Below are 17,626 nucleotides of genomic sequence, written 5' to 3'. Positions count from 1 at the left end.
CCGGGACGGCCCCGCCGGTCACCTAGCCTGCCGTGGTGGAGAGGCGACTGCTGGCGGACACCCGCCCCCTCGCCAACCCGCACTTCAAGCGGCTGTGGCTGGCCAACATCGTCACGGTCATCGGCGCCCAGCTGACCGTCGTCGCGGTGCCCGCGCAGATCTACGCCATCACCGGCTCGTCGGCGTACGTCGGTCTCACCGGCGTCTTCGGCCTCGTGCCGCTCGTGGTCTTCGGGCTGTGGGGCGGGGCGCTGGCCGACGTCTTCGACCGGCGCACGCTGCTGATGATCACCACCGTCGGCCTCATCCTCACGAGCGCGGGCTTCTGGCTGCAGGCCGCCTTCGGCGCGGAGGACGTGTGGCTGCTGCTCGGGCTGTTCGCGGTGCAACAGGCGTTCTTCGCGGTCAACCAGCCGACCCGTTCGGCGCTGCTGCCGCGGCTGCTGCCGGACGACCTGCTGCCGGCGGCCAACTCGCTCAACATGACCGTCATGCAGGCCGGCGGCATCGCCGGGCCGCTGGTCGGCGGCGCGCTGATCCCGCTGATCGGCTTCTCGTGGCTCTACCTCGTCGACACGATCACCCTCTTCGCCACCCTCGGCGCCGTCGTCGGGCTGCCCGCGCTGCCGGTAATCGGCGCGACGGTGACACCCGGCATCCGCGCGGTCGTCGACGGCTTCCGCTACCTCCGGACCCAGCCGGTGCTGATGATGTCGTTCGTCGTCGACATCATCGCGATGGTCTTCGGCATGCCGCGCGCCCTCTTCCCGGAGATGGCCGACGTCGAGTTCGGCGGTCCGAGCGAGGGCGGCCTGGCCTTCGCCCTCCTCTTCGCCGCGATCCCCGCGGGTGCGGTCATCGGCGGCGTGCTCTCCGGCTGGGTCTCCCGCGTCGAGCGCCAGGGCTTCGCCGTGATCGTCGCGATCCTCGTCTGGGGACTGGCGATGGTCGGCTTCGGCGTCGCGGCCATGCTCGCGTCGTACGCCCCCGCCCTCATGCTCGGCGTCGCCGTGCTGATGCTCGCGATCGGCGGCGCCGCCGACATGGCCTCCGCCGCCTTCCGTACGTCGATGCTGCAGGCCGCGGCCGACGACTCGGTCCGGGGCCGACTCCAGGGCATCTTCATCGTGGTCGTGGCCGGCGGCCCCCGCGTGGCCGACGTCGCCCACGGCGCGACCGCCGCAGCGACCGGGGCCGCCGTCGCGGCGGCCGGCGGCGGGGTGCTGGTCGTGGTCTTCACGGTCCTCGCCGCACTCGCGGTGCCTGCCTTCGTCCGCTACCGCGTCACCCGGGCCGTCTCCGCCTGACACGTGTCCGAGAAGCTGCCCTCGGACCGCCGCCTGGAGGGCGAGAACTCGGACACGTGTGCGCGCGTGCGGTCTACCGCACCGCGCCTGCCGCGAGGGTGACCGTGCCCGAGCGGCTGGCGCCGGAGGTGTCGGTCCAGGTGATCGTCACCCGGTCTCCCGCGTCGTGGCTGCCGATCGCCGCCGACAGCTGCTCGGAGGAGGAGACGGCGGTGCCGTCGACCGCGGTGACCACGTCGCCCACCTCGAGTCCCAGCGAAGCCGCGGGGGTGCCGTCGGCGACCTCGGCGATCGTGGCGCCGCCGTAGCCCATCGCCGTCGCGACGCCAAGCCGCCCGCCGACCCCGAGGACGATGCTCCCGCCCTCGTCGCCGGCGAGGATCCGGTCGACGACACGCAGGACGCGCGCGACCGGGATGGCGTACCCGGTGATCTCGGCGGTGCCGCTCGAGGCGGCCACGTTCATCCCGACCACGTCGCCGGCGGCGTCGAGGAGGGCACCACCCGAGTCGCCGCCGATGATGTCGGCGTCGATCTCGATGAGGTTGCGCAGCGCGCTGGATCCGCCGTCCTCGTCGGAGACGGTGATCGACTCGCGCAGGTCCGACACGGTGCCCGCGGCGGCGGTGAGGTCGCCGCCGTCCCCACCCGCGTCACCGACGGCGGTGACCGGGTCGCCGGTCGACAGGCCGTCGTCGTCGGTCGTCACCGTGGCCAGTCCGCTGGCGTCCTCGAGCTGCAGCACCGCGACGTCGCGCGTCGCGTCGGCGCCGACCACCGTCGCGTCGTACGTCTCCCCGGTCGTCGCCACGGTCACCTCGACGCTGGTCGCTCCCTCGACGACGTGGTGGTTGGTCACGATCACGCCGTCCGACGCCAGCACCATCCCCGTGCCGGCCGCGGTCCCGGTGCCGTAACCGATGGTGGAGGAGACCAGCACGAGTCCCGCAGCCTGCGCGTCGGTCGCGGTCGTGACGTCGAGGCCTGCGGTCGTGGTGGCGGTGCCGCTGCCCGGCACGGAGGGGTACGACGGGTACTGGCCGCCGTACGGACCGAAGTCGGCGGCACGGGTGATCGCCGGCGCGGCGGTGGCCGAGGCGACCGGCACCAGGACCGCCGTGGCAGCGAGGGCGAGCGCCGCGGTGCCCGAGGTCAGGCGGCGGGTGAGGGACGGACGAGGCATCGACGGACTCCTTGGAGATGAGGTGTCCGTCGAGCCTCGACCGCCCTCCTGTGCGGTCGCTGTGCCTCACCCAGCGATCAGGGATGAGGCCTCAGACCGCGCGGCCCTTCGGGACCTGGGTGAGCTGGGGGTCGCGGACCACGACCGAGCCGATCGCGTCGTCGATGCGCTTCATCACGTCGTCGTCGAGCGTCACGCCGGCGGCCTTGACGTTGTCGGCGACCTGCTCGGGACGCGAGGCACCGACGAGCGCGGCGGCGACGTTGTCGTTCTGCAGGACCCACGCCACGGCGAGCTGGGCCATCGTGAGGCCGCAGTTGGCCGCGATCGGCTCGAGGTCCTGCACCGCGGTGAGCACGTCATCGCGCATCCAGCGCGAGATCATGTCGGCGCCGCCCTTGGCGTCGGTGGCGCGCGAGCCGGCCGGCGGCTCGGCGCCGGGCTTGTACTTGCCGGTCAGCACGCCCTGCGCGATCGGGCTCCACACGATCTGCGAGACGCCGAGCTCACGGGACGCCGGGACGACCTCGTCCTCGATCACGCGCCAGAGCATGGAGTACTGCGGCTGGCTGGAGATCAGCTGGAAGCCGAGCTCCTTCGACAGCTCGACGCCCGCGCGGATCTGGTCGGCGGTCCACTCGCTGACGCCGATGTAGAGCGCCTTGCCCTGGCGCACGACGTCGGCGAAGGCCTGCATCGTCTCCTCGAGCGGGGTCTCCACGTCGTAGCGGTGGGCCTGGTAGAGGTCGACGTAGTCGGTCTGCAGCCGCTCGAGCGAGCCGTTGATCGACTCCATGATGTGCTTGCGGGAGAGGCCGGTGTCGTTCTTGCCCTTGGGGCCGGTCGGCCAGTAGACCTTCGTGAAGATCTCCAGCGACTCACGGCGCTCGCCCTTCAGCGCCTCGCCGAGCACGGTCTCCGCGGCGGTGTTGGCGTACACGTCGGCGGTGTCGAAGGTCGAGATGCCGGCGTCGAGCGCGGCGCGCACGCACTGCGACGCGACGTCGTTCTCGACCTGGGAGCCGTGGGTGAGCCAGTTGCCGTAGGTGATCTCGGAGATCTTGAGCCCGCTGTTGCCGAGGTATCGGAATTCCATTCTCCCGACACTAGCGAGGGGCGGGGCGCAGCCTCCGGTCGAGCCACGCGTAGAGCGTGAAGAGGAGGAGGAAGAGGATCGTGACCCCGGTGCAGGTGATCCCGACCGCGGCCCAGCCCTCCTCGTCGGCGTCGAGGAACGGGTAGGGCACCCAGCCGTCGACCTGCCCGACGGCGAGGGTCCAGGCGACCCAGAGCACCGGCCAGACGAGGGCGTACGCCGCGTCTCTCAGGGCGATCCGCGGGCGCGGGCCCACCCACGCCCAGGCTGCGACCGCCAGGAGCGGGACCGCCATGTGCAGCAGCTTGTCGCAGAGCCAGTCGAGCCCATCGAGCTCCAGCAGCGGGCGCAGCAGGAAGAAGTGCACCAGCGCGGTGACGGTGATGCCGACGAGGGCAGCGACCCGCGCCACCCGCCAGCCCCGGATGCCGCAGGTCGGGTCGCGGGACTGCATCGTGGAGACCACCGCGACGAGGATGTTGCTCTGGATCGTGAAGTAGGCGAAGTAGCGGTAGATCCGTGCCACGAGACCGGGCGGGTCCACCTCGTCGAGGACCCGACCGCCCTGGAGCACCAGCACCAGCTGGAGCACCAGCGCGAACCAGGCGACGGCGGCGACGACGAGGTGCACCCATCGGGCCCGCTCGGGAGTCATGGCAGGAGCGTAGGGGCAGCGCCCGAGGCCGATCGGCGGTCCAGACCACGGCTCCGAAAGTAAAGAACGGGTTTACGGTCGAAGGACCCAGGAGGCTGCCATGACTCGGACCCTTGTTGCTGGCCTGACCCTCGTCCTTGCGTCGCTCGCACCGGCCGCCGCCCATCCGGGCGACCACGGACACCCACCGGGCACGCCCGGCGCGGCCGGCATCGGCGACCCGTACTTCCCCCTCTACGGCAACGGCGGCTACGACGCGCGGCACTACGACCTCGACGTGCGCTACGACCCGGCCACCGACGTGCTCACCGGAGTCACCACGATGCGAGCCCGGGCGACCCAGGACCTCTCGAGCTTCAACCTCGACCTGGCCGGCCTCACGGTTCGCCGCGTCCTCATCGACGGCCGCCGGGCGGCCTGGACCCGCAGCGGCGACGAGCTCACCGTCACCCCCCGCAAGACCCTGCGCCGCCACCACGCCTTCACCAGCGTGATCGAGTACGACGGCGTGCCGGCGACCATCTCGTCCCCGACGCTCGGGGAGAGCGGGTTCTTCCACACGGACGACGGCTCGCTGGTCATCGGTGAGCCGGAGGTCGCGGCCACGTGGTTCCCCGTGAACGACCACCCGCGCGACAAGGCCACGTTCGACATCGACGTCACCGCGCCCGCCGGGCTCGAGGCCGTCTCCAACGGCGTGCTGCGCGGGTCGTCCACCCGACGGGGATGGACCACCTGGCGCTGGCGCGTCGCCGAACCGATGGCGGCCTACCTGGCGACCGCCTCGGTCGGCGAGTGGGACATCGCGGCCTACCGTGCGGACGGCCGGCGCTACTGGGACGCCCTGGACCCCGACCTCGACGCCGTGCCCGGCCCGCGCACCGGCGACGGCTACGCCCTGTCGCAGGCCGCCGACACGACGTACAAGCGACTGGCCCGCACGATCACGGTGCCGGCCTCGGGCGGCCAGCTGACGTTCTGGGTCACCCGCGACACCGAGCCCGACTGGGACTACTTCTTCGTCGAGGCGCACGCCGTGGGCTCCGACGAGTGGACGACGCTGCCCGACCTCGAGGGCCACACCTCCGACGCCACCGGCTTCTCCTGCCCGTTCTGGCTCGGGCTGCACCCGTTCCTCACGAGCTACCAGACCGACAACGGCGACGGCACGTGCACGCCCAGCACCGCGACCGGCGAGTGGTGGGCGGCGAGCGGTGGGAGCGACGGCTACGAGCGCTGGGCCGTCGACCTGACGCCGTACGCCGGTCAGCAGGTCGAGGTCTCCCTCTCCGTCGCGAGCGACGACTTCTACCAGCTCTCCGGCGTGTACGTCGACGACGTGACGTGGCCGGGCGGCTCCACGTCGTTCGAGGCCGACGCCGACCCGCTCGACGGCTGGACCACCCCGGGCGCACCCGCCGGCAGCGTCCCCAACGAGAACGACTGGATCGCCGGCACGGTCGCCGACGCGCCGCCGTCGATCGGGGACGTGGCCCGTGGCTCGCTGGCCCGCCAGCCGGAGATCGTCGACTTCCTCGAAGGCCTCTTCGGCCCCTACCCGTTCTCCGCGGTCGGCGGCATCGTCGACGACACCGACCGGATCGGCTTCGCCCTGGAGAACCAGACCCGGCCGATCTACGCCAAGGGCTTCTTCGAGAACCGCACCGCGGGCACCGAGGGCGTGGTGGTCCACGAGCTCGCCCACCAGTGGGTCGGCGACGACGTCGCGGTCGACACGTGGCAGCACATCTGGCTCAACGAGGGCTTCGCGTCGTACACCGAGTGGCTCTGGAGCGAGGAGCAGGGCGGCGACACGGCCGACGACATCTTCGGCTTCCTCGCCTCGATCCCGGCCGACGACCCGTTCTGGAGCCTCACCATCGGCGACCCCGGACCCGACGCGCTGTTCGACGGGGCGGTGTACTTCCGGGGCGCGGGCACCCTGCACGCCCTGCGCCGGGAGATCGGCGACCCGGCCTTCTTCCGGACGCTGCGGCTCTGGGCGCAGCTGAACTCGCGGGGCAACGTCACGACGCCGATGTTCGTGCGGCTCGCCGAGCGCGTCTCGGGCGAGGACCTCGACGCGCTCTTCGACGCGTGGCTGTTCACCGGTGAGAAGCCCGCCGGGCTCGATGCGCTGTCCGCGCGCCGCGCACTCGGGTCGCCGTCCGCCGTACCGAAGCGCTGGGCTCCGGACGGGCGCCCGCGCTAGCGGAGAAGGGTCAGTCGAGGACGACGAGCACGTCGCCGTCCTGCACGACGTCGCCGACGGTCACCTTGACCGCGCTCACCGTGCCGGCCCGCTCGGCGAGCATCGGGATCTCCATCTTCATCGACTCCAGGAGCACGACGGTGTCGCCGGCCTCGACGTGGTCACCTTCGGCGACCTCGATCGTCAGCACGTTGGCGACCAGCTCGGACACGATCTCGAGCGACTTGGAGCGGGCCATGCGCCCGACGCTAGCGGTTACCCGGGCGTAGCCACCGATCAGCGTGGCCGGCCCGCTCAGAGCTCGGCGAAGCGGCTCGGCTCGGGCCGGTGCGGCCCCGCCTCCTCGGCCCGTCGCCCGCGCCGGCCCTTCGGCCCGGTGAGCGCGAGGTCGGCGCGGATGATCAGGTAGCCGAGCAGCACACCGAGCACCAGGGAGTACGCCGCTCGCAGCGCCGCCTCGAGGTAGGAGCTGTCGGGCGCGACCAGCCCGGTCGCCAGGGGGACGGTCGCCGCGACACCGAAGGCGCACACCCACCAGCCCTGCCGCCGGCGGGCCCGCACGTGGGTGCCCCACAGCAGCGCCGGGATGCCCAGCAGCACGACGAGCGGGCGCGGGAACGCCCCGATCTGCTCGGACGTGGTGTCGACGAAGTCGAGGACAGAGGAGACGAAGGTCTGGGCGCCGTAGCGGCGCAGCAGCTCGGCGTAGGCGAGCGTGACCAGGAGCAGGGCGAGACCGATGGCCACGACGATCATGCCGCGGCGGCCGAGGCCGTGGAGGCCGGCGCCGAGGCGGTAGACGATGGTGAACGCGAGCCCGAGCGCGAGCACGAGCGTCGCCAGGTCGAAGCGCTCGGTCGCCACGGTCGGCTCGAAGCCGATCGCCGCGAGGGACGTCACCGCCGCCACGACCGTGGCGACGAGCACCTCGCGGACCGCCTTCCACCACGTCACCGCGGGCACGGTCACCATGACGGCGTACACGCTGCCGACGACGCAGGTCATCACGGCCGCACCGGTGGGCAGGATGCGGCCGCCGACCAGGACGCTGGTGACCCCGAGCACGAGCGCGAGTCCCGCCGACACGAGCGGCCGGCCGGCGGTGCGGGTGGCGAGGAGCCACGACAGTGACGTCACCACCGCCACCGCGCCGGCGCCGTCGAGCCACGCGGGCACCGGGAACAGGTCGCTCAGCGCGTCGCCACGGCTCAGGGCGCCGTCGACCGCCGCCCAGACGAGCGCGACGGTGCCCAGCGCGAGCAGCAGCAGCCAGAGGGCGACGACCTTCTTCGACGGACCTCCGAAGTCCGGCGTGGTGTCCTCGACGGGTGCGGGCGGCGCCGCCGGCGGCGTCGCAGCTGGTGCGGTCGGCGTGGGCCGCTCCACCTTCCGGGCGCGCCGCAGCCGCGAGGGCGGGCGCTCGGCCACCCGCTTGCCGCGGGAGGACCCGCGGGCGCGGTTGGAGGTGGGGGAAGACACGACGGACGAGGTTACAGCCGACGGTTGGCCAGGGACGGGTTGGTACGGCGCGCCGCGGCGAGGTCGGCGCGGTCCAGGGTCGCCTCCAGGACCTGCTCGCCACCCCCCGCCGCCGCCAGCTCCTGCCCGAGCGGGCCGAACACGGCCGAGTGCCCGACGTAGCGCGGCTCCGGCTGCCCGGCGCCCACCACGAAGCAGGTGTTCTCGATCGCGCGTGCGGCCAGCAGCGTGCGCCAGTGCTCGACCTTCCGGTCGCCCGGCAGCCACGCGGAGGGTACGACGACGACCTCGGCGCCGGCGTCCACCAGCCGCCGGGCCAGCTCGGGGAAGCGCAGGTCGTAGCAGGTCATCACCCCGACCTGCCAGCCGGCGACCTCGACCACGACGGGCTCCAGCGCACCCCCGGTCAGCCGGTCGGACTCGCGGTAGCCGAAGGAGTCGTAGAGGTGGATCTTGCGGTAGGACGCCTTGGCCGCGCCGCCCACCACGAGGGTGTTGTAGGGCCGCTCCGGATCCTCGGCCACCTCGAACATCCCGGCGACCACCGTCGTCGACGCGGCGTCGGCGGCCCGGGAGACCTCGTGCGCGAAGGGACCGTCCAGCGGCTCGGCGAACGCGCTGACGTCCGACCCGGCCTGGCCGAAGTCACGGGCGAAGGCCTCCGGGAACACCACCAGGTCGGCGCCCGGCGTGACGCCTTGGGCGAGGCGGGCCCGGTTGGCGGCGGGGTCGAGCCCGCTCGCCCACTGGTGGACGCGCACGCGCAGCCGGTCGCTCATGGGACCAGCGTAGGCCGCCGCTTCTCGGTGGTTGAGGTGCGAGCGCCAGCGAGCCTCGAAACCCTCGACTGGGAGGATGGGCCTGTGGACCTCGACCTCACCGCGACCGGCTTCTGCGGCGTCGTCCTGGCCGGCGGCACGGCCGCGAGGATGGACGGCGTCGACAAGGCGAGCGTGGAGCTCGGCGGGCGGACGCTGCTGGAGATCGCGATCGATGCGTTCCTCGACGCCGACGAGGTCGTCGTGGTCGCCCCCACGCCCGTCCCGACGACCCGACCCGTCACCTTCGTCTGTGAGGACCCGCCGAGGGGCGGGCCGGTGGCCGGTCTGCTCACCGGGGTCGACGCGCTGCTGCGCCGCCCCCGCCTGGTCGGGGTGCTGGCGGTCGACATGCCGCGCGCGACGGCGTACACGATGCGGCGCCTGCGCGAGGCCTGCCCGGGCCACGACGGGGCGTTCCTCGTCGACGCCACCGGGCGTCGCCAGCTGGCCGGCGTCCTCGACGCGGGCCGGCTCGCGGACGTGCGACCCGACCTCGAGGGGCAGCACGGCATGCCGCTGCACCGGCTGCTCGCCCCGCTCGACCTCGCCGAGGTGCCGGCGCTGGGCGAGGAGGCGGTCGACGTGGACACCTGGACCGACCTGCGCGACCTCAGCGGGTAGCCGCGCCCGGATCCGCCCGGTCCCGCCCGGTTCCCTTGCAGCACGCGGGTCGGGTGCGAGACATTGGCCTCGTGAACCTTCACGACTGGATCGACGAGCTCAGCGACGCGCTCGACGTCGAAACAGAGGTCGACGAGGGGTTGATCCTCGACCTGGCGCGGGTGGCCGCTGAGAACGTGCAGAAGACCGCGGCGCCCATCACGGCGTACCTCCTCGGCTTCGCCGCCGGCGCCGGCGACGCGGACCCCGACGAGGTGGAGCGGCTCGCCGGTCGCGCGCAGCAGCTCGCCGAGAGCTGGGACCGTCCCTCCGACGCGCCGGACCCCGACGACATCGACGACGAGGTGCCCGACGACTCGTCGGTCGACCACACCGACGACGAGTACGAGGACTGACCGGCTTGCGCGCTGCAGTCACCTCCGGGTCCGGTGGGCCCGACGTCCTGTCCGTCGGAGAGGTCCCGGAGCCGACTGCGGCGGCGGGCGAGGTGCTCCTCGACGTCGTCGCGACGGCGGTCAACCGCGCCGACACCCTCCAGCGGATGGGCTCCTACCCCCCGCCGCCCGGCGCCTCCGAGGTCATCGGCCTCGAGTGCAGCGGCCGGGTCGCCGCGCTCGGCGAGGGCGTCGAGGGGTGGTCGGTCGGCGACGAGGTGTGTGCCCTCCTCGCCGGCGGCGGGTACGCCGAGCGCGTGGCCGTGCCGGTCGGCCAGGTCATGCCTGTCCCGTCCGGCGTCTCCCTCCTCGAGGCGGCCGCGCTGCCCGAGGTCGCGGCGACCGTGTGGTCCAACGTCTTCATGACCGCCCACCTCGCCAAGGGCGAGCGGCTCCTCGTGCACGGTGGCGCCGGCGGCATCGGCACGATGGCGATCCAGCTCGCGGCCGCGCGCGGTGCCGAGGTCTTCGCCACGGGCGGGTCGGCGGAGAAGCTCGAGCTGTGCCGATCGCTGGGTGCGACCCGGGCGATCAGCTATCGCGACGAGGACTTCGTCGAGGTGATGAAGGAGGCCGGCGGCGCCGACGTCATCCTCGACAACATGGGCGCGAGCTACCTCGGCCGCAACGTCTCCGCGCTCGCCACCGGCGGCCGGCTGGTGATCATCGGCATGCAGGGCGGCACCAAGGGCGAGCTCGACATCAACGCCCTCCTGCGCAAGCGCGCCTCGGTCACCGCCACCTCGCTCCGCGCCCGGCCGCTCGCCGAGAAGGCGGCGATCTGCTGCGGCGTGGTCGAGAACGTCTGGCCGCTCGTCGCCTCCGGCGCGATCCGCCCGGTCGTGGACAGGACCATGCCCCTCGAGGACCTCGCCACCGCGCACCAGCTCATGGAGGACGGCAGCCACTCAGGCAAGATCGTCCTCACCCTCTGACCTCCCGCCCGTCGAGCGGTGGCCCACCTGCACTCCTGGCCCGCCGGTCGAGCGGTGGCCCACCTACATTCCTGGCCCGCCGAATGTCGGTGGACCACCGCCCACCCGCGGGTCGGAGACGACACGCCCGAGCAGCGGTGACCGACCTACATTTCCGGGCCGCCGAATGTAGGTGGACCACCGCCGACCCGACGGGCGGTGGCAGAGGAGGATTTCGGGCCTCCGGAATCCCCCTCGACCACCGCTCACCCAGCGCAGGCAGCCCCGTGGGAGGCCCCGACTAGGGTTGCGGGCATGACCGAGCAGCAGCAGTCCGACCCGACCGCGACCCCCGCCGACGGTGGCGAGGACCAGGTGGTGGTCGTCGGACCGGACGGCCAGCCGATCGGCACGATCCCGGCGAGCGCGCTGCCGCCCATGGCGCAGGTCGCCGACTCCGGGGAGCACGGCGACGGGGAGGACGGCGACGGCGAGCGGCACATCACCGAGCTGGTCGAGCAGCCGGCGAAGGTGATGCGGATCGGCAGCATGATCCGCCAGCTCCTCGAGGAGGTGAAGGCGGCGCCGCTCGACGAGGCCAGCCGCCAGCGGCTCAAGGAGATCCACGCAGCCTCGATCAAGGAGCTGGAGTCGGGGCTCGCACCCGAGCTGGTCGACGAGCTCGAGCGGCTCTCCCTGCCCTTCACCGAGGACGGCACCCCGTCCGAGGGGGAGCTCCGGATCGCGCAGGCCCAGCTGGTCGGGTGGCTCGAGGGCCTCTTCCACGGCATCCAGACCGCGATCTACGCCCAGCAGGTCGCCTCGCGCGCCCAGCTCGAGCAGATCCGCCGCGCGCTCCCGGCCGGCAGCGACGGCGCGCCGCACCCGCCGATGGGTGCGCCGCGGATGCACCCCGGTGAGGGCGACGACGCGCAGGGCGGCAGCGGGGGGATGTACCTCTAGTCCGTCAGCGGCGTGCGAGGCGGCGTACGAGCACGAGGCCGAGCAGGCCGATGATCACCGCGGCCGCGCCGGGCGCGGCCATCCGCGCGAAGCGTGGCGGGGCGGAGTCCTCGACCCGGGTGAAGACGGCCTGCGGCGGCGGTGGCGGCTCGACCGAGGTCCCCTCGCCGAGCAGCTTCTCGACCTTCTGCACCTTCGTCGGGTTGGCCACGCTGGTGCCACCGCAGCTGTCGGCCTGGTAGGGCGCCTCGGTGCCAGTGGCGAAGAAGACGTACGTCGTCCCGACGCCCAGCGCGCCGAGGCCGCAGGCGTTGCGGCCGCCGGCCGACTCGACCATGGTCGAGCGCTCGGGCTCGCCCTGGTAGGCGCGGGAGGCGGTGATCGAGTAGGTGTGGTCCTTGCCCTCCGTGGCGACCGCGTCGACGGTGCCGATGAAGACGACGTCGGCCTTCTTCACCTGCTGGGCGAGCTGGCCCTGCTTGCAGGTGCACTCCGCCGCCGAGGCCGGGGCGCTGACCGTGACGACCAGCCCGAGGCACGCGAGCAGCAGGGCAGCGGCGAGTCGGGCGGTGCGGATCATGGCGGGCAGCCTAGCGAGAGAGGTCGAAGAGCTCGGCGAGGACCGTGGCCACGCCGTCGTCGTCGTTGCTCGGTGCGAGGTGGTCGGCGAGCTCCTGCACGCTCTGGTGCGCGTTGGCCATGGCGTACGACGTCCCGGCCCACTCCAGCATCGGCAGGTCGTTGGGCATGTCGCCGAACGCGACGACGTCCTCGGCCGCGAGCCCCATCTCCGCGGCCAGCGACTCCAGCGTCGAGGCCTTGGTGACCCCCGCCGCGCTGATCTCCACCAGGGCGAAGGAGGACGACCACGTCGTGACGACTGTGTCACCGACGACCTGCGCGACGCGGTCCCAGAAGTCCTCCGGGTCGAGGTCGCGGTGCACGGCGAGGATCTTGACGACGTCGTCGCGGAAGATGTCTGCCCACGCACCGCGGGTGCGGTCCGCGTGGTCGTCGGGGTGGGTGGGGAAGGCGTCCTCGCTGGACCAGCCGCCGATGTGCTCGATCGCGAAGGTCGTGCCCGGGATGGCCGCCCGCACCGCCTCGGCCAGGGCGAGGCCGACCTCCCGCGTGACCGGCCGGTGCTCGCGCACCTCGCGCCGCGTGACGTCGTACACGATCGCGCCGTTGCTGCAGATCGCCAGCCCGTGGCCGCCGACGGCGTCCCAGAGCTCCTCCATCCAGCGGATCGGCCGGCCGGTGGTGAAGACGACGGGTACGCCGGTGGCGTCGAGCTCGTCGAGCACCGCGCGGGTCCGCGCGGACACCCGGCCCTCGGAGTCGAGGAGCGTGCCGTCGAGGTCGGTGGCGACGAGCCGCGGTGCGGTCACGCGGGGTCCCGGAGGAACAGGGTCACGGTGAGCTCGTCGCCCTCCTCGACGCCCGCTGCCGCGCGGACGGCCTTCTTGACCGGGAGCGCGAAGCTCCCCGAGCCGGCGTCGGGGAACACGCTCGTGTCCCACGCCTGGCCGGCGGCCTCGACGTGCACCCGCACCGAACCGAAGCCCCGCGGCTCCCCGGCCCGCTGGCGGACCTCGTCGGCGACGTCGAGCGGCAGCGTCACGAAGCTCCACGCCCCGGCGTCCGCGGACTCCTCACGCGCCGTCCAGCGCCACAGCGGCGCGGTGAACGTGAACGAGTCGCCCACCTCAGCCCCCGACGGGCGGGAACCACCGCGACATCTCGACCGCGGCGCCGTCCTCGTGGACGCTGGCGGTCACGTGGTCGGCGGCCACCTTGACCTCCTCGACGGCCTGGCCCATCGCCACGCCGCGACCGGCCCAGCGGAGCATCTCGATGTCGTTGCGGCCGTCGCCGATCGCGAGCACGTCGCTCGCGTCGAGGCCGAGCGCCTCGCACACGTGGGCGAGGCCGGACGCCTTCGAGACGCCGACCGGCGACAGGTCGAGCCAGGCCGTCCAGCCGACGACGTAGTCGGTGCCGTGCAGGCCGAGGCGGGCGCCGAGGTCGACGAAGTCCTGCGCGGTGGCCTCGGGGTCGCGGATGATCACGCGGCTCACCGGCTCGCCGACGATGTCGTCGACCTCGGTGATGATCTGCTCCCCGGAGATCTCGCCCTCGGGGAAGACGCGGTTCACCCGGTAGCCGCCGACGCCGCGCTCCTCGACCGCGACCAGGGCGTTGGGGTGGTGCTCCAGCACCGCAGCGACCGCGGGGGCGGCGTCGAAGGTCTCCTCGTGGACGACCTCCATCGGCGGGTAGCGGAAGACCACGGCGCCGTTGGACGCCACGATCCAGAGCCGGTCGTTGCCCTCACGCGGGACGTCGAGCAGGTCGGCGATGCGCGTCATGCCGTGCGGCGAGCGGCCACTGGACAGCACGATGTGCGCGCCCGCGTCGAGGGCGCGGTGCACGACGTCGTACACCGCCTGCGGGATCGTCTCGTAGTCCTCGGTCTGCCCGTCGACCCATGCGAGCAGGGTGCCGTCGATGTCGAGCGCGACGACCTTCGGTTGCCAGTCGTTCACGGCTTGGGGTTCAGTCATGGCAGCTCTCGTAGAAGTTCTTCGTCCTCAGGACACCGAGCTGCTCGCTGCGCTCGCGGCTCACTGTCCAAGGGGCTTGATGACCTCCAGCCCACCCAGGTAGGGGCGGAGCGCCTGCGGGACGGTGACCGAGCCGTCCTCGTTCTGGTGGGTCTCGAGGACGGCGACGATGGCGCGGGTGATCGCGGTCAGCGTGCCGTTGAGGGTGGCGACCGGGACGGTCTGGCCGTCCTCACGGGTGCGGATGTCGAGACGGCGCGACTGGAAGTCGGTGCAGTTGGAGGTCGAGGTGAGCTCGCGGTACTTGCCCTGCGTCGGGATCCAGGCCTCGCAGTCGAACTTGCGCTGCGCGCTCAGCCCGAGGTCGCCGGCGGCGACGTCGATCACGCGGTAGGCGAGCTCGAGCTTGTCGAGGAACTCCCTCTCCCACGCCAGCAGCCGCTCGTGCTCGGCGTACGACTCCTCCACGGTCGTGTAGACGAACATCTCGACCTTGTCGAACCAGTGCACCCGGATGATGCCCTTGGTGTCCTTGCCGTGGCTGCCGGCCTCCTTGCGGAAGCACGGGCTGAAGGCGGCGTAGCGCCGCGGGAGGGTGCCGCCGTCGAGGATCTCGTCGGAGTGGTAGGCCGCCATCGCGACCTCGCTCGTGCCGACGAGGTAGAGGTCCTCGCCCTCGATCCGGTAGACGTCGTCGGCGGCCTGGCCGAGGAAGCCGGTGCCCTCCATCGCGCGCGGCTTGACCAGCGACGGGGCGATGACCTGGGTGAAGCCGGCGTTGCGGGCCTGGTCCATCGCCATGTTGACCAGCGCGAGCTCGAGCTGCGCGCCGACGCCGGTGAGGAAGTAGAAGCGCGAGCCGCTCACCTTCGCGCCACGCTCGAGGTCGATCGCGCCGAGCATCCGGCCGAGCTCGATGTGGTCGCGGGGCTCGAAGTCGAACTCGCGCGGCGTGCCGACGTGCTCGAGCACGACGAAGTCGTCCTCGCCGCCTGCCGGGGCCTCGTCGGCGGCCGGGTTGGGGATGGCCTTGATGGCGTCGTCCCACTCGGCCTCGGCGGCGTTGCGGGCGGCCTCGGCCTCCTTCACGCTCGCGGCGAGCTCCTTGACCTGTGCGAGCAGGGCCTGCTTCTCCTCGCCCTGCGCCTTCGCGACGCGGGCGCCGCTGGCCTTCTGCGCGGCGCGCTTGGCCTCGAAGTCGGCGATCGCCTGCCGGCGTGCGGAGTCGGCCGCCAGCGCCCGGTCCACCACGTCGTCGGACAGCCCGCGCTTGGCCTGGGCGGCACGTACGCGGTCGGGGTCGTCACGGAGGAGGCGCGGATCGATCACACGGGAAAGGCTATCCGCACGGGCGTGGGGCGGGCGATTCGGTTTGGGCATACTTCGCGGGTGACCCCCGCCTCTCGCACCCGCAGCCTCGCCTCGGCGATCGCCGCGCTGGCCGTCTTCGCCGTCCTCGGCTACCTGGTGACCGGCGACCGCGCTCCGCTCGACTCGTTCGACGTCAACGGCAAGCAGCTCGAGGACTGGTCCGACAACTCCGCCTTCTTCATCGACGTGCTGCGGGCCGTCGAGATCGCCTTCGGCACTGCGGGCATGACGATCCTGTCGGTCATCCTCGTGGTCGCGCTCTTCGTGCGGCGCCACCGCTGGGCCGCGCTGCTGGCCGCGGTCGTGATGACGGCGACGTCGCTGGCGACCTCCGGCCTCAAGGTGTGGCTGGGCCGGGACCGGCCCGAGTGGCAGGGCGACCTCGGGCTGCTCAGCTCGTACAGCTTCCCGTCGGGGCACGCGTCGTCCACAGCGGCGTACGCCTGCCTGCTGGTGATGCTGCTCGTCCTCTTCGTACGCCGCGCCAGCCTGCGCCGCCTCGGCATCGTGCTGGCGGTCGGGTGGTGGCTGCTGGTGTGCCTGGACCGCGTGCTGCTCGGGCGGCACTTCCCCACCGACGTCATCGCCGGCTCGCTGCTGGGCCTCGGCATCTTCCTGCTCGCGCTCGCCTTCATCGACCCGCGGCCGCGCTCGACCGCCGCGAAGGCCGAGCCACTGCCGGAGGTCTACGCCTCCGAGCGCAAGCTCGCGGTGATCCTCAACCCGATCAAGGTCGACGACGTCGGGCAGTTCCGGTCGATCGTCGGCACCATGGCCAAGGAGTCGGGCTGGTCCGAGCCGACCTGGCAGTACACGACCGTCGAGGACCCCGGCACCGGCATGGCCGAGCAGGCCGCCGTCTCGGGCGCCGATCTCGTGATGGTCTGCGGCGGAGACGGCACGGTGCGCGAGGTGTGCGCCGAGCTCGCCGGCACCGGCATCCCGGTCGGGATCATCCCCGCCGGCACCGGCAACCTGCTCGCCCGCAACCTCGACATCCCGCTCTACCTGCGCTCGGCCATCGACGTCGCGCTCAACGGCCAGGACCGGGCCATCGACCTGGTCGAGGTCGGCGGCGACGGCATCGAGGACACCCACTTCATGGTGATGGCCGGCATGGGCTTCGACGCCGCGATCATGGAGGGCGTCAACGAGGACATCAAGAAGAAGATCGGCTGGATGGCCTACATCCTGTCGGGGCTCAAGTCGCTGATGTTCCCGGCCGTGAAGATCGAGATCCAGATCGACGACGAGCAGCCGACCGTCCACCGGGCCCGCACCGTCGTGGTCGGCAACGTCGGCTTCCTCCAGGCCGGCATGCCGCTGCTGCCCGACGCCGCCATCGACGACGGCGTGCTCGACGTGGTGATCATCCACCCGCGGCAGTTCCTGTCGTGGATCACGGTGGCGCTGCGGGTGCTGCGCAAGAGCGCCATCGTCGACGAGACGCTCGACCGCCGCACCGGCTCGAAGGTCCGGATCAAGGCCTCCGCCGACACCCCCCGCCAGCTCGACGGCGACTCCATCGGCGAGGGCCGCGAGCTCCGGATGGAGTGCGTCCACGGGCGGCTGCTGGTGCGCGTGCCGCGCTGAGGCGCCCCTCAGGGGCGGGCGTGCTCGATCGCCTCCTCCTCCTCCGGCGAGAGCTGCTGCTCGCAGGACCAGGAGGAGATCGACTTGGCGTAGGTGCGGGCCTCGCTGCGGCCGTGGATCGACGTCAGCACGACGCCGTGGCCGGCGTCGTCGAGGAGGGCGAGGCTCCAGCTGAGGTGGCCGCCCACGTCGCCGAAGGCGTCGTAGCGCACGACCGAGAGGTGGCGCAGCGCGTCGGCGTTCTCCGCCTTGAGGGCCGCGACCTCCTGCCGCAGGCCGTGGACGTCCTCGGGCAGGGCGTCGACGCCCTCGCCGGCGGGGCGGGACGTCGTACGACGGAGGGCGAGCGCGGCGAGCACGCAGGCCAGGGCGGCGAGGACGACGGCGACCACATCGAGCATGGGGCGACC

19 protein-coding genes are annotated in these 17,626 nt (G+C 72.6%); 7 read left to right on the top strand and 12 right to left on the bottom strand.

Features of this window, described 5'->3' with window-relative positions:
- The first annotated feature begins 35 nt into the window (after positions 1–35).
- Positions 36–1,307: an MFS transporter gene (locus ACE3QY_RS01255; RefSeq protein ID WP_374454188.1), complete on the top strand. Its 1,272-nt coding sequence runs from the start codon at positions 36–38 to the stop codon at positions 1,305–1,307.
- A 73-nt stretch (positions 1,308–1,380) separates the two neighbouring features.
- On the opposite strand, the gene ACE3QY_RS01250 is transcribed toward ACE3QY_RS01255, so the two are convergent.
- From ACE3QY_RS01250 to ACE3QY_RS01240, 3 genes are all read right to left on the bottom strand, one after another.
- Complete coding sequence (locus ACE3QY_RS01250) at positions 1,381–2,490, bottom strand: S1C family serine protease (protein ID WP_374454187.1); 1,110 nt, start codon at positions 2,488–2,490, stop codon at positions 1,381–1,383.
- Between the two features lie 91 nt (positions 2,491–2,581).
- Positions 2,582–3,586, bottom strand: a complete 1,005-nt coding sequence (locus ACE3QY_RS01245; protein ID WP_374454186.1) for an aldo/keto reductase family protein — start codon at positions 3,584–3,586, stop codon at positions 2,582–2,584.
- A 10-nt stretch (positions 3,587–3,596) separates the two neighbouring features.
- Positions 3,597–4,241 carry a Pr6Pr family membrane protein gene (locus ACE3QY_RS01240; protein WP_374454185.1) on the bottom strand — a complete coding sequence of 215 codons (645 nt, stop codon included), beginning with the start codon at positions 4,239–4,241 and terminating at the stop codon, positions 3,597–3,599.
- A 100-nt stretch (positions 4,242–4,341) separates the two neighbouring features.
- Here ACE3QY_RS01240 and ACE3QY_RS01235 point away from each other — a divergent pair, with 100 nt between their 5' ends.
- Complete coding sequence (locus ACE3QY_RS01235) at positions 4,342–6,453, top strand: M1 family aminopeptidase (RefSeq protein ID WP_374454184.1); 2,112 nt, start codon at positions 4,342–4,344, stop codon at positions 6,451–6,453.
- A 10-nt stretch (positions 6,454–6,463) separates the two neighbouring features.
- Here the strand turns inward: ACE3QY_RS01235 and ACE3QY_RS01230 are convergent, their stop codons facing one another.
- The 3 genes from ACE3QY_RS01230 to ACE3QY_RS01220 are packed head-to-tail and all read right to left on the bottom strand — an operon-like array spanning position 6,464 to position 8,711.
- On the bottom strand, positions 6,464–6,691 hold the full coding sequence (locus ACE3QY_RS01230; RefSeq protein ID WP_310249565.1) for a biotin/lipoyl-binding carrier protein: 228 nt from the start codon (positions 6,689–6,691) through the stop codon (positions 6,464–6,466).
- A 56-nt stretch (positions 6,692–6,747) separates the two neighbouring features.
- On the bottom strand, positions 6,748–7,932 hold the full coding sequence (locus ACE3QY_RS01225) for a hypothetical protein (protein ID WP_374454183.1): 1,185 nt from the start codon (positions 7,930–7,932) through the stop codon (positions 6,748–6,750).
- An 11-nt stretch (positions 7,933–7,943) separates the two neighbouring features.
- Positions 7,944–8,711: a carbon-nitrogen hydrolase family protein gene (locus tag ACE3QY_RS01220; RefSeq protein WP_374454182.1), complete on the bottom strand. Its 768-nt coding sequence runs from the start codon at positions 8,709–8,711 to the stop codon at positions 7,944–7,946.
- Between the two features lie 84 nt (positions 8,712–8,795).
- Here ACE3QY_RS01220 and ACE3QY_RS01215 point away from each other — a divergent pair, with 84 nt between their 5' ends.
- The 4 genes from ACE3QY_RS01215 (at position 8,796) to ACE3QY_RS01200 (ending at position 11,685) form a co-directional block, all read left to right on the top strand.
- Positions 8,796–9,374 carry a molybdenum cofactor guanylyltransferase gene (locus tag ACE3QY_RS01215; protein ID WP_374454181.1) on the top strand — a complete coding sequence of 193 codons (579 nt, stop codon included), beginning with the start codon at positions 8,796–8,798 and terminating at the stop codon, positions 9,372–9,374.
- 71 nt (positions 9,375–9,445) lie between these two features.
- Positions 9,446–9,769, top strand: coding sequence for a DUF6457 domain-containing protein (locus ACE3QY_RS01210; protein WP_374454180.1), 324 nt, complete (start codon positions 9,446–9,448; stop codon positions 9,767–9,769).
- 5 nt (positions 9,770–9,774) lie between these two features.
- On the top strand, positions 9,775–10,743 hold the full coding sequence (locus ACE3QY_RS01205; protein ID WP_374454179.1) for an NAD(P)H-quinone oxidoreductase: 969 nt from the start codon (positions 9,775–9,777) through the stop codon (positions 10,741–10,743).
- A gap of 294 nt (positions 10,744–11,037) precedes the next feature.
- Complete coding sequence (locus ACE3QY_RS01200; protein ID WP_374454178.1) at positions 11,038–11,685, top strand: bacterial proteasome activator family protein; 648 nt, start codon at positions 11,038–11,040, stop codon at positions 11,683–11,685.
- 4 nt (positions 11,686–11,689) lie between these two features.
- Here ACE3QY_RS01200 and ACE3QY_RS01195 read toward each other — a convergent pair whose 3' ends face one another.
- The 5 genes from ACE3QY_RS01195 to serS are packed head-to-tail and all read right to left on the bottom strand — an operon-like array spanning position 11,690 to position 15,581.
- On the bottom strand, positions 11,690–12,265 hold the full coding sequence (locus ACE3QY_RS01195) for a hypothetical protein (RefSeq protein WP_374454177.1): 576 nt from the start codon (positions 12,263–12,265) through the stop codon (positions 11,690–11,692).
- A 10-nt stretch (positions 12,266–12,275) separates the two neighbouring features.
- Positions 12,276–13,076 (bottom strand): Cof-type HAD-IIB family hydrolase, encoded by an 801-nt coding sequence (locus ACE3QY_RS01190; protein WP_374454176.1) that lies wholly within the window; start codon positions 13,074–13,076, stop codon positions 12,276–12,278.
- On the bottom strand, positions 13,073–13,393 hold the full coding sequence (locus tag ACE3QY_RS01185; protein WP_374454175.1) for a DUF1905 domain-containing protein: 321 nt from the start codon (positions 13,391–13,393) through the stop codon (positions 13,073–13,075). The genes ACE3QY_RS01190 and ACE3QY_RS01185 overlap by 4 nt, the downstream gene beginning before the upstream one ends.
- Position 13,394: 1 nt before the next feature.
- Complete coding sequence (locus ACE3QY_RS01180; protein ID WP_374454174.1) at positions 13,395–14,252, bottom strand: HAD family hydrolase; 858 nt, start codon at positions 14,250–14,252, stop codon at positions 13,395–13,397.
- A 60-nt stretch (positions 14,253–14,312) separates the two neighbouring features.
- Complete coding sequence (serS, locus tag ACE3QY_RS01175) at positions 14,313–15,581, bottom strand: serine--tRNA ligase (protein ID WP_374454173.1); 1,269 nt, start codon at positions 15,579–15,581, stop codon at positions 14,313–14,315.
- Positions 15,582–15,641: 60 nt separating this feature from the next.
- Between serS and ACE3QY_RS01170 the strand changes: the two genes are divergently transcribed.
- Positions 15,642–17,216, top strand: a complete 1,575-nt coding sequence (locus ACE3QY_RS01170) for a YegS/Rv2252/BmrU family lipid kinase (RefSeq protein WP_374454172.1) — start codon at positions 15,642–15,644, stop codon at positions 17,214–17,216.
- An 8-nt stretch (positions 17,217–17,224) separates the two neighbouring features.
- Here the strand turns inward: ACE3QY_RS01170 and ACE3QY_RS01165 are convergent, their stop codons facing one another.
- Positions 17,225–17,617, bottom strand: coding sequence for a DUF4446 family protein (locus tag ACE3QY_RS01165; protein ID WP_374454171.1), 393 nt, complete (start codon positions 17,615–17,617; stop codon positions 17,225–17,227).
- Between the last annotated feature and the right edge of the window lie 9 nt (positions 17,618–17,626).

This window comes from Nocardioides sp., assembly GCF_041913365.1.
GTDB lineage: Bacteria > Actinomycetota > Actinomycetes > Propionibacteriales > Nocardioidaceae > Nocardioides.
This window is presented reverse-complemented; position numbering and strand designations above follow the sequence as displayed.

Bases quoted from the DNA above. Each gene is read 5' to 3' on its own strand.
- ACE3QY_RS01195 (WP_374454177.1), bottom strand. From the start codon at position 12,265: ATGATCCGCACCGCCCGACTCGCCGCTGCCCTGCTGCTCGCGTGCCTC.
- ACE3QY_RS01200 (WP_374454178.1), top strand. From the start codon at position 11,038: ATGACCGAGCAGCAGCAGTCCGACCCGACCGCGACCCCCGCCGACGGT.
- ACE3QY_RS01220 (WP_374454182.1), bottom strand. From the start codon at position 8,711: ATGAGCGACCGGCTGCGCGTGCGCGTCCACCAGTGGGCGAGCGGGCTC.
- ACE3QY_RS01230 (WP_310249565.1), bottom strand. From the start codon at position 6,691: ATGGCCCGCTCCAAGTCGCTCGAGATCGTGTCCGAGCTGGTCGCCAAC.
- ACE3QY_RS01240 (WP_374454185.1), bottom strand. From the start codon at position 4,241: ATGACTCCCGAGCGGGCCCGATGGGTGCACCTCGTCGTCGCCGCCGTC.
- ACE3QY_RS01250 (WP_374454187.1), bottom strand. From the start codon at position 2,490: ATGCCTCGTCCGTCCCTCACCCGCCGCCTGACCTCGGGCACCGCGGCG.
- ACE3QY_RS01245 (WP_374454186.1), bottom strand. From the start codon at position 3,586: ATGGAATTCCGATACCTCGGCAACAGCGGGCTCAAGATCTCCGAGATC.
- ACE3QY_RS01235 (WP_374454184.1), top strand. From the start codon at position 4,342: ATGACTCGGACCCTTGTTGCTGGCCTGACCCTCGTCCTTGCGTCGCTC.
- ACE3QY_RS01180 (WP_374454174.1), bottom strand. From the start codon at position 14,252: ATGACTGAACCCCAAGCCGTGAACGACTGGCAACCGAAGGTCGTCGCG.
- ACE3QY_RS01165 (WP_374454171.1), bottom strand. From the start codon at position 17,617: ATGCTCGATGTGGTCGCCGTCGTCCTCGCCGCCCTGGCCTGCGTGCTC.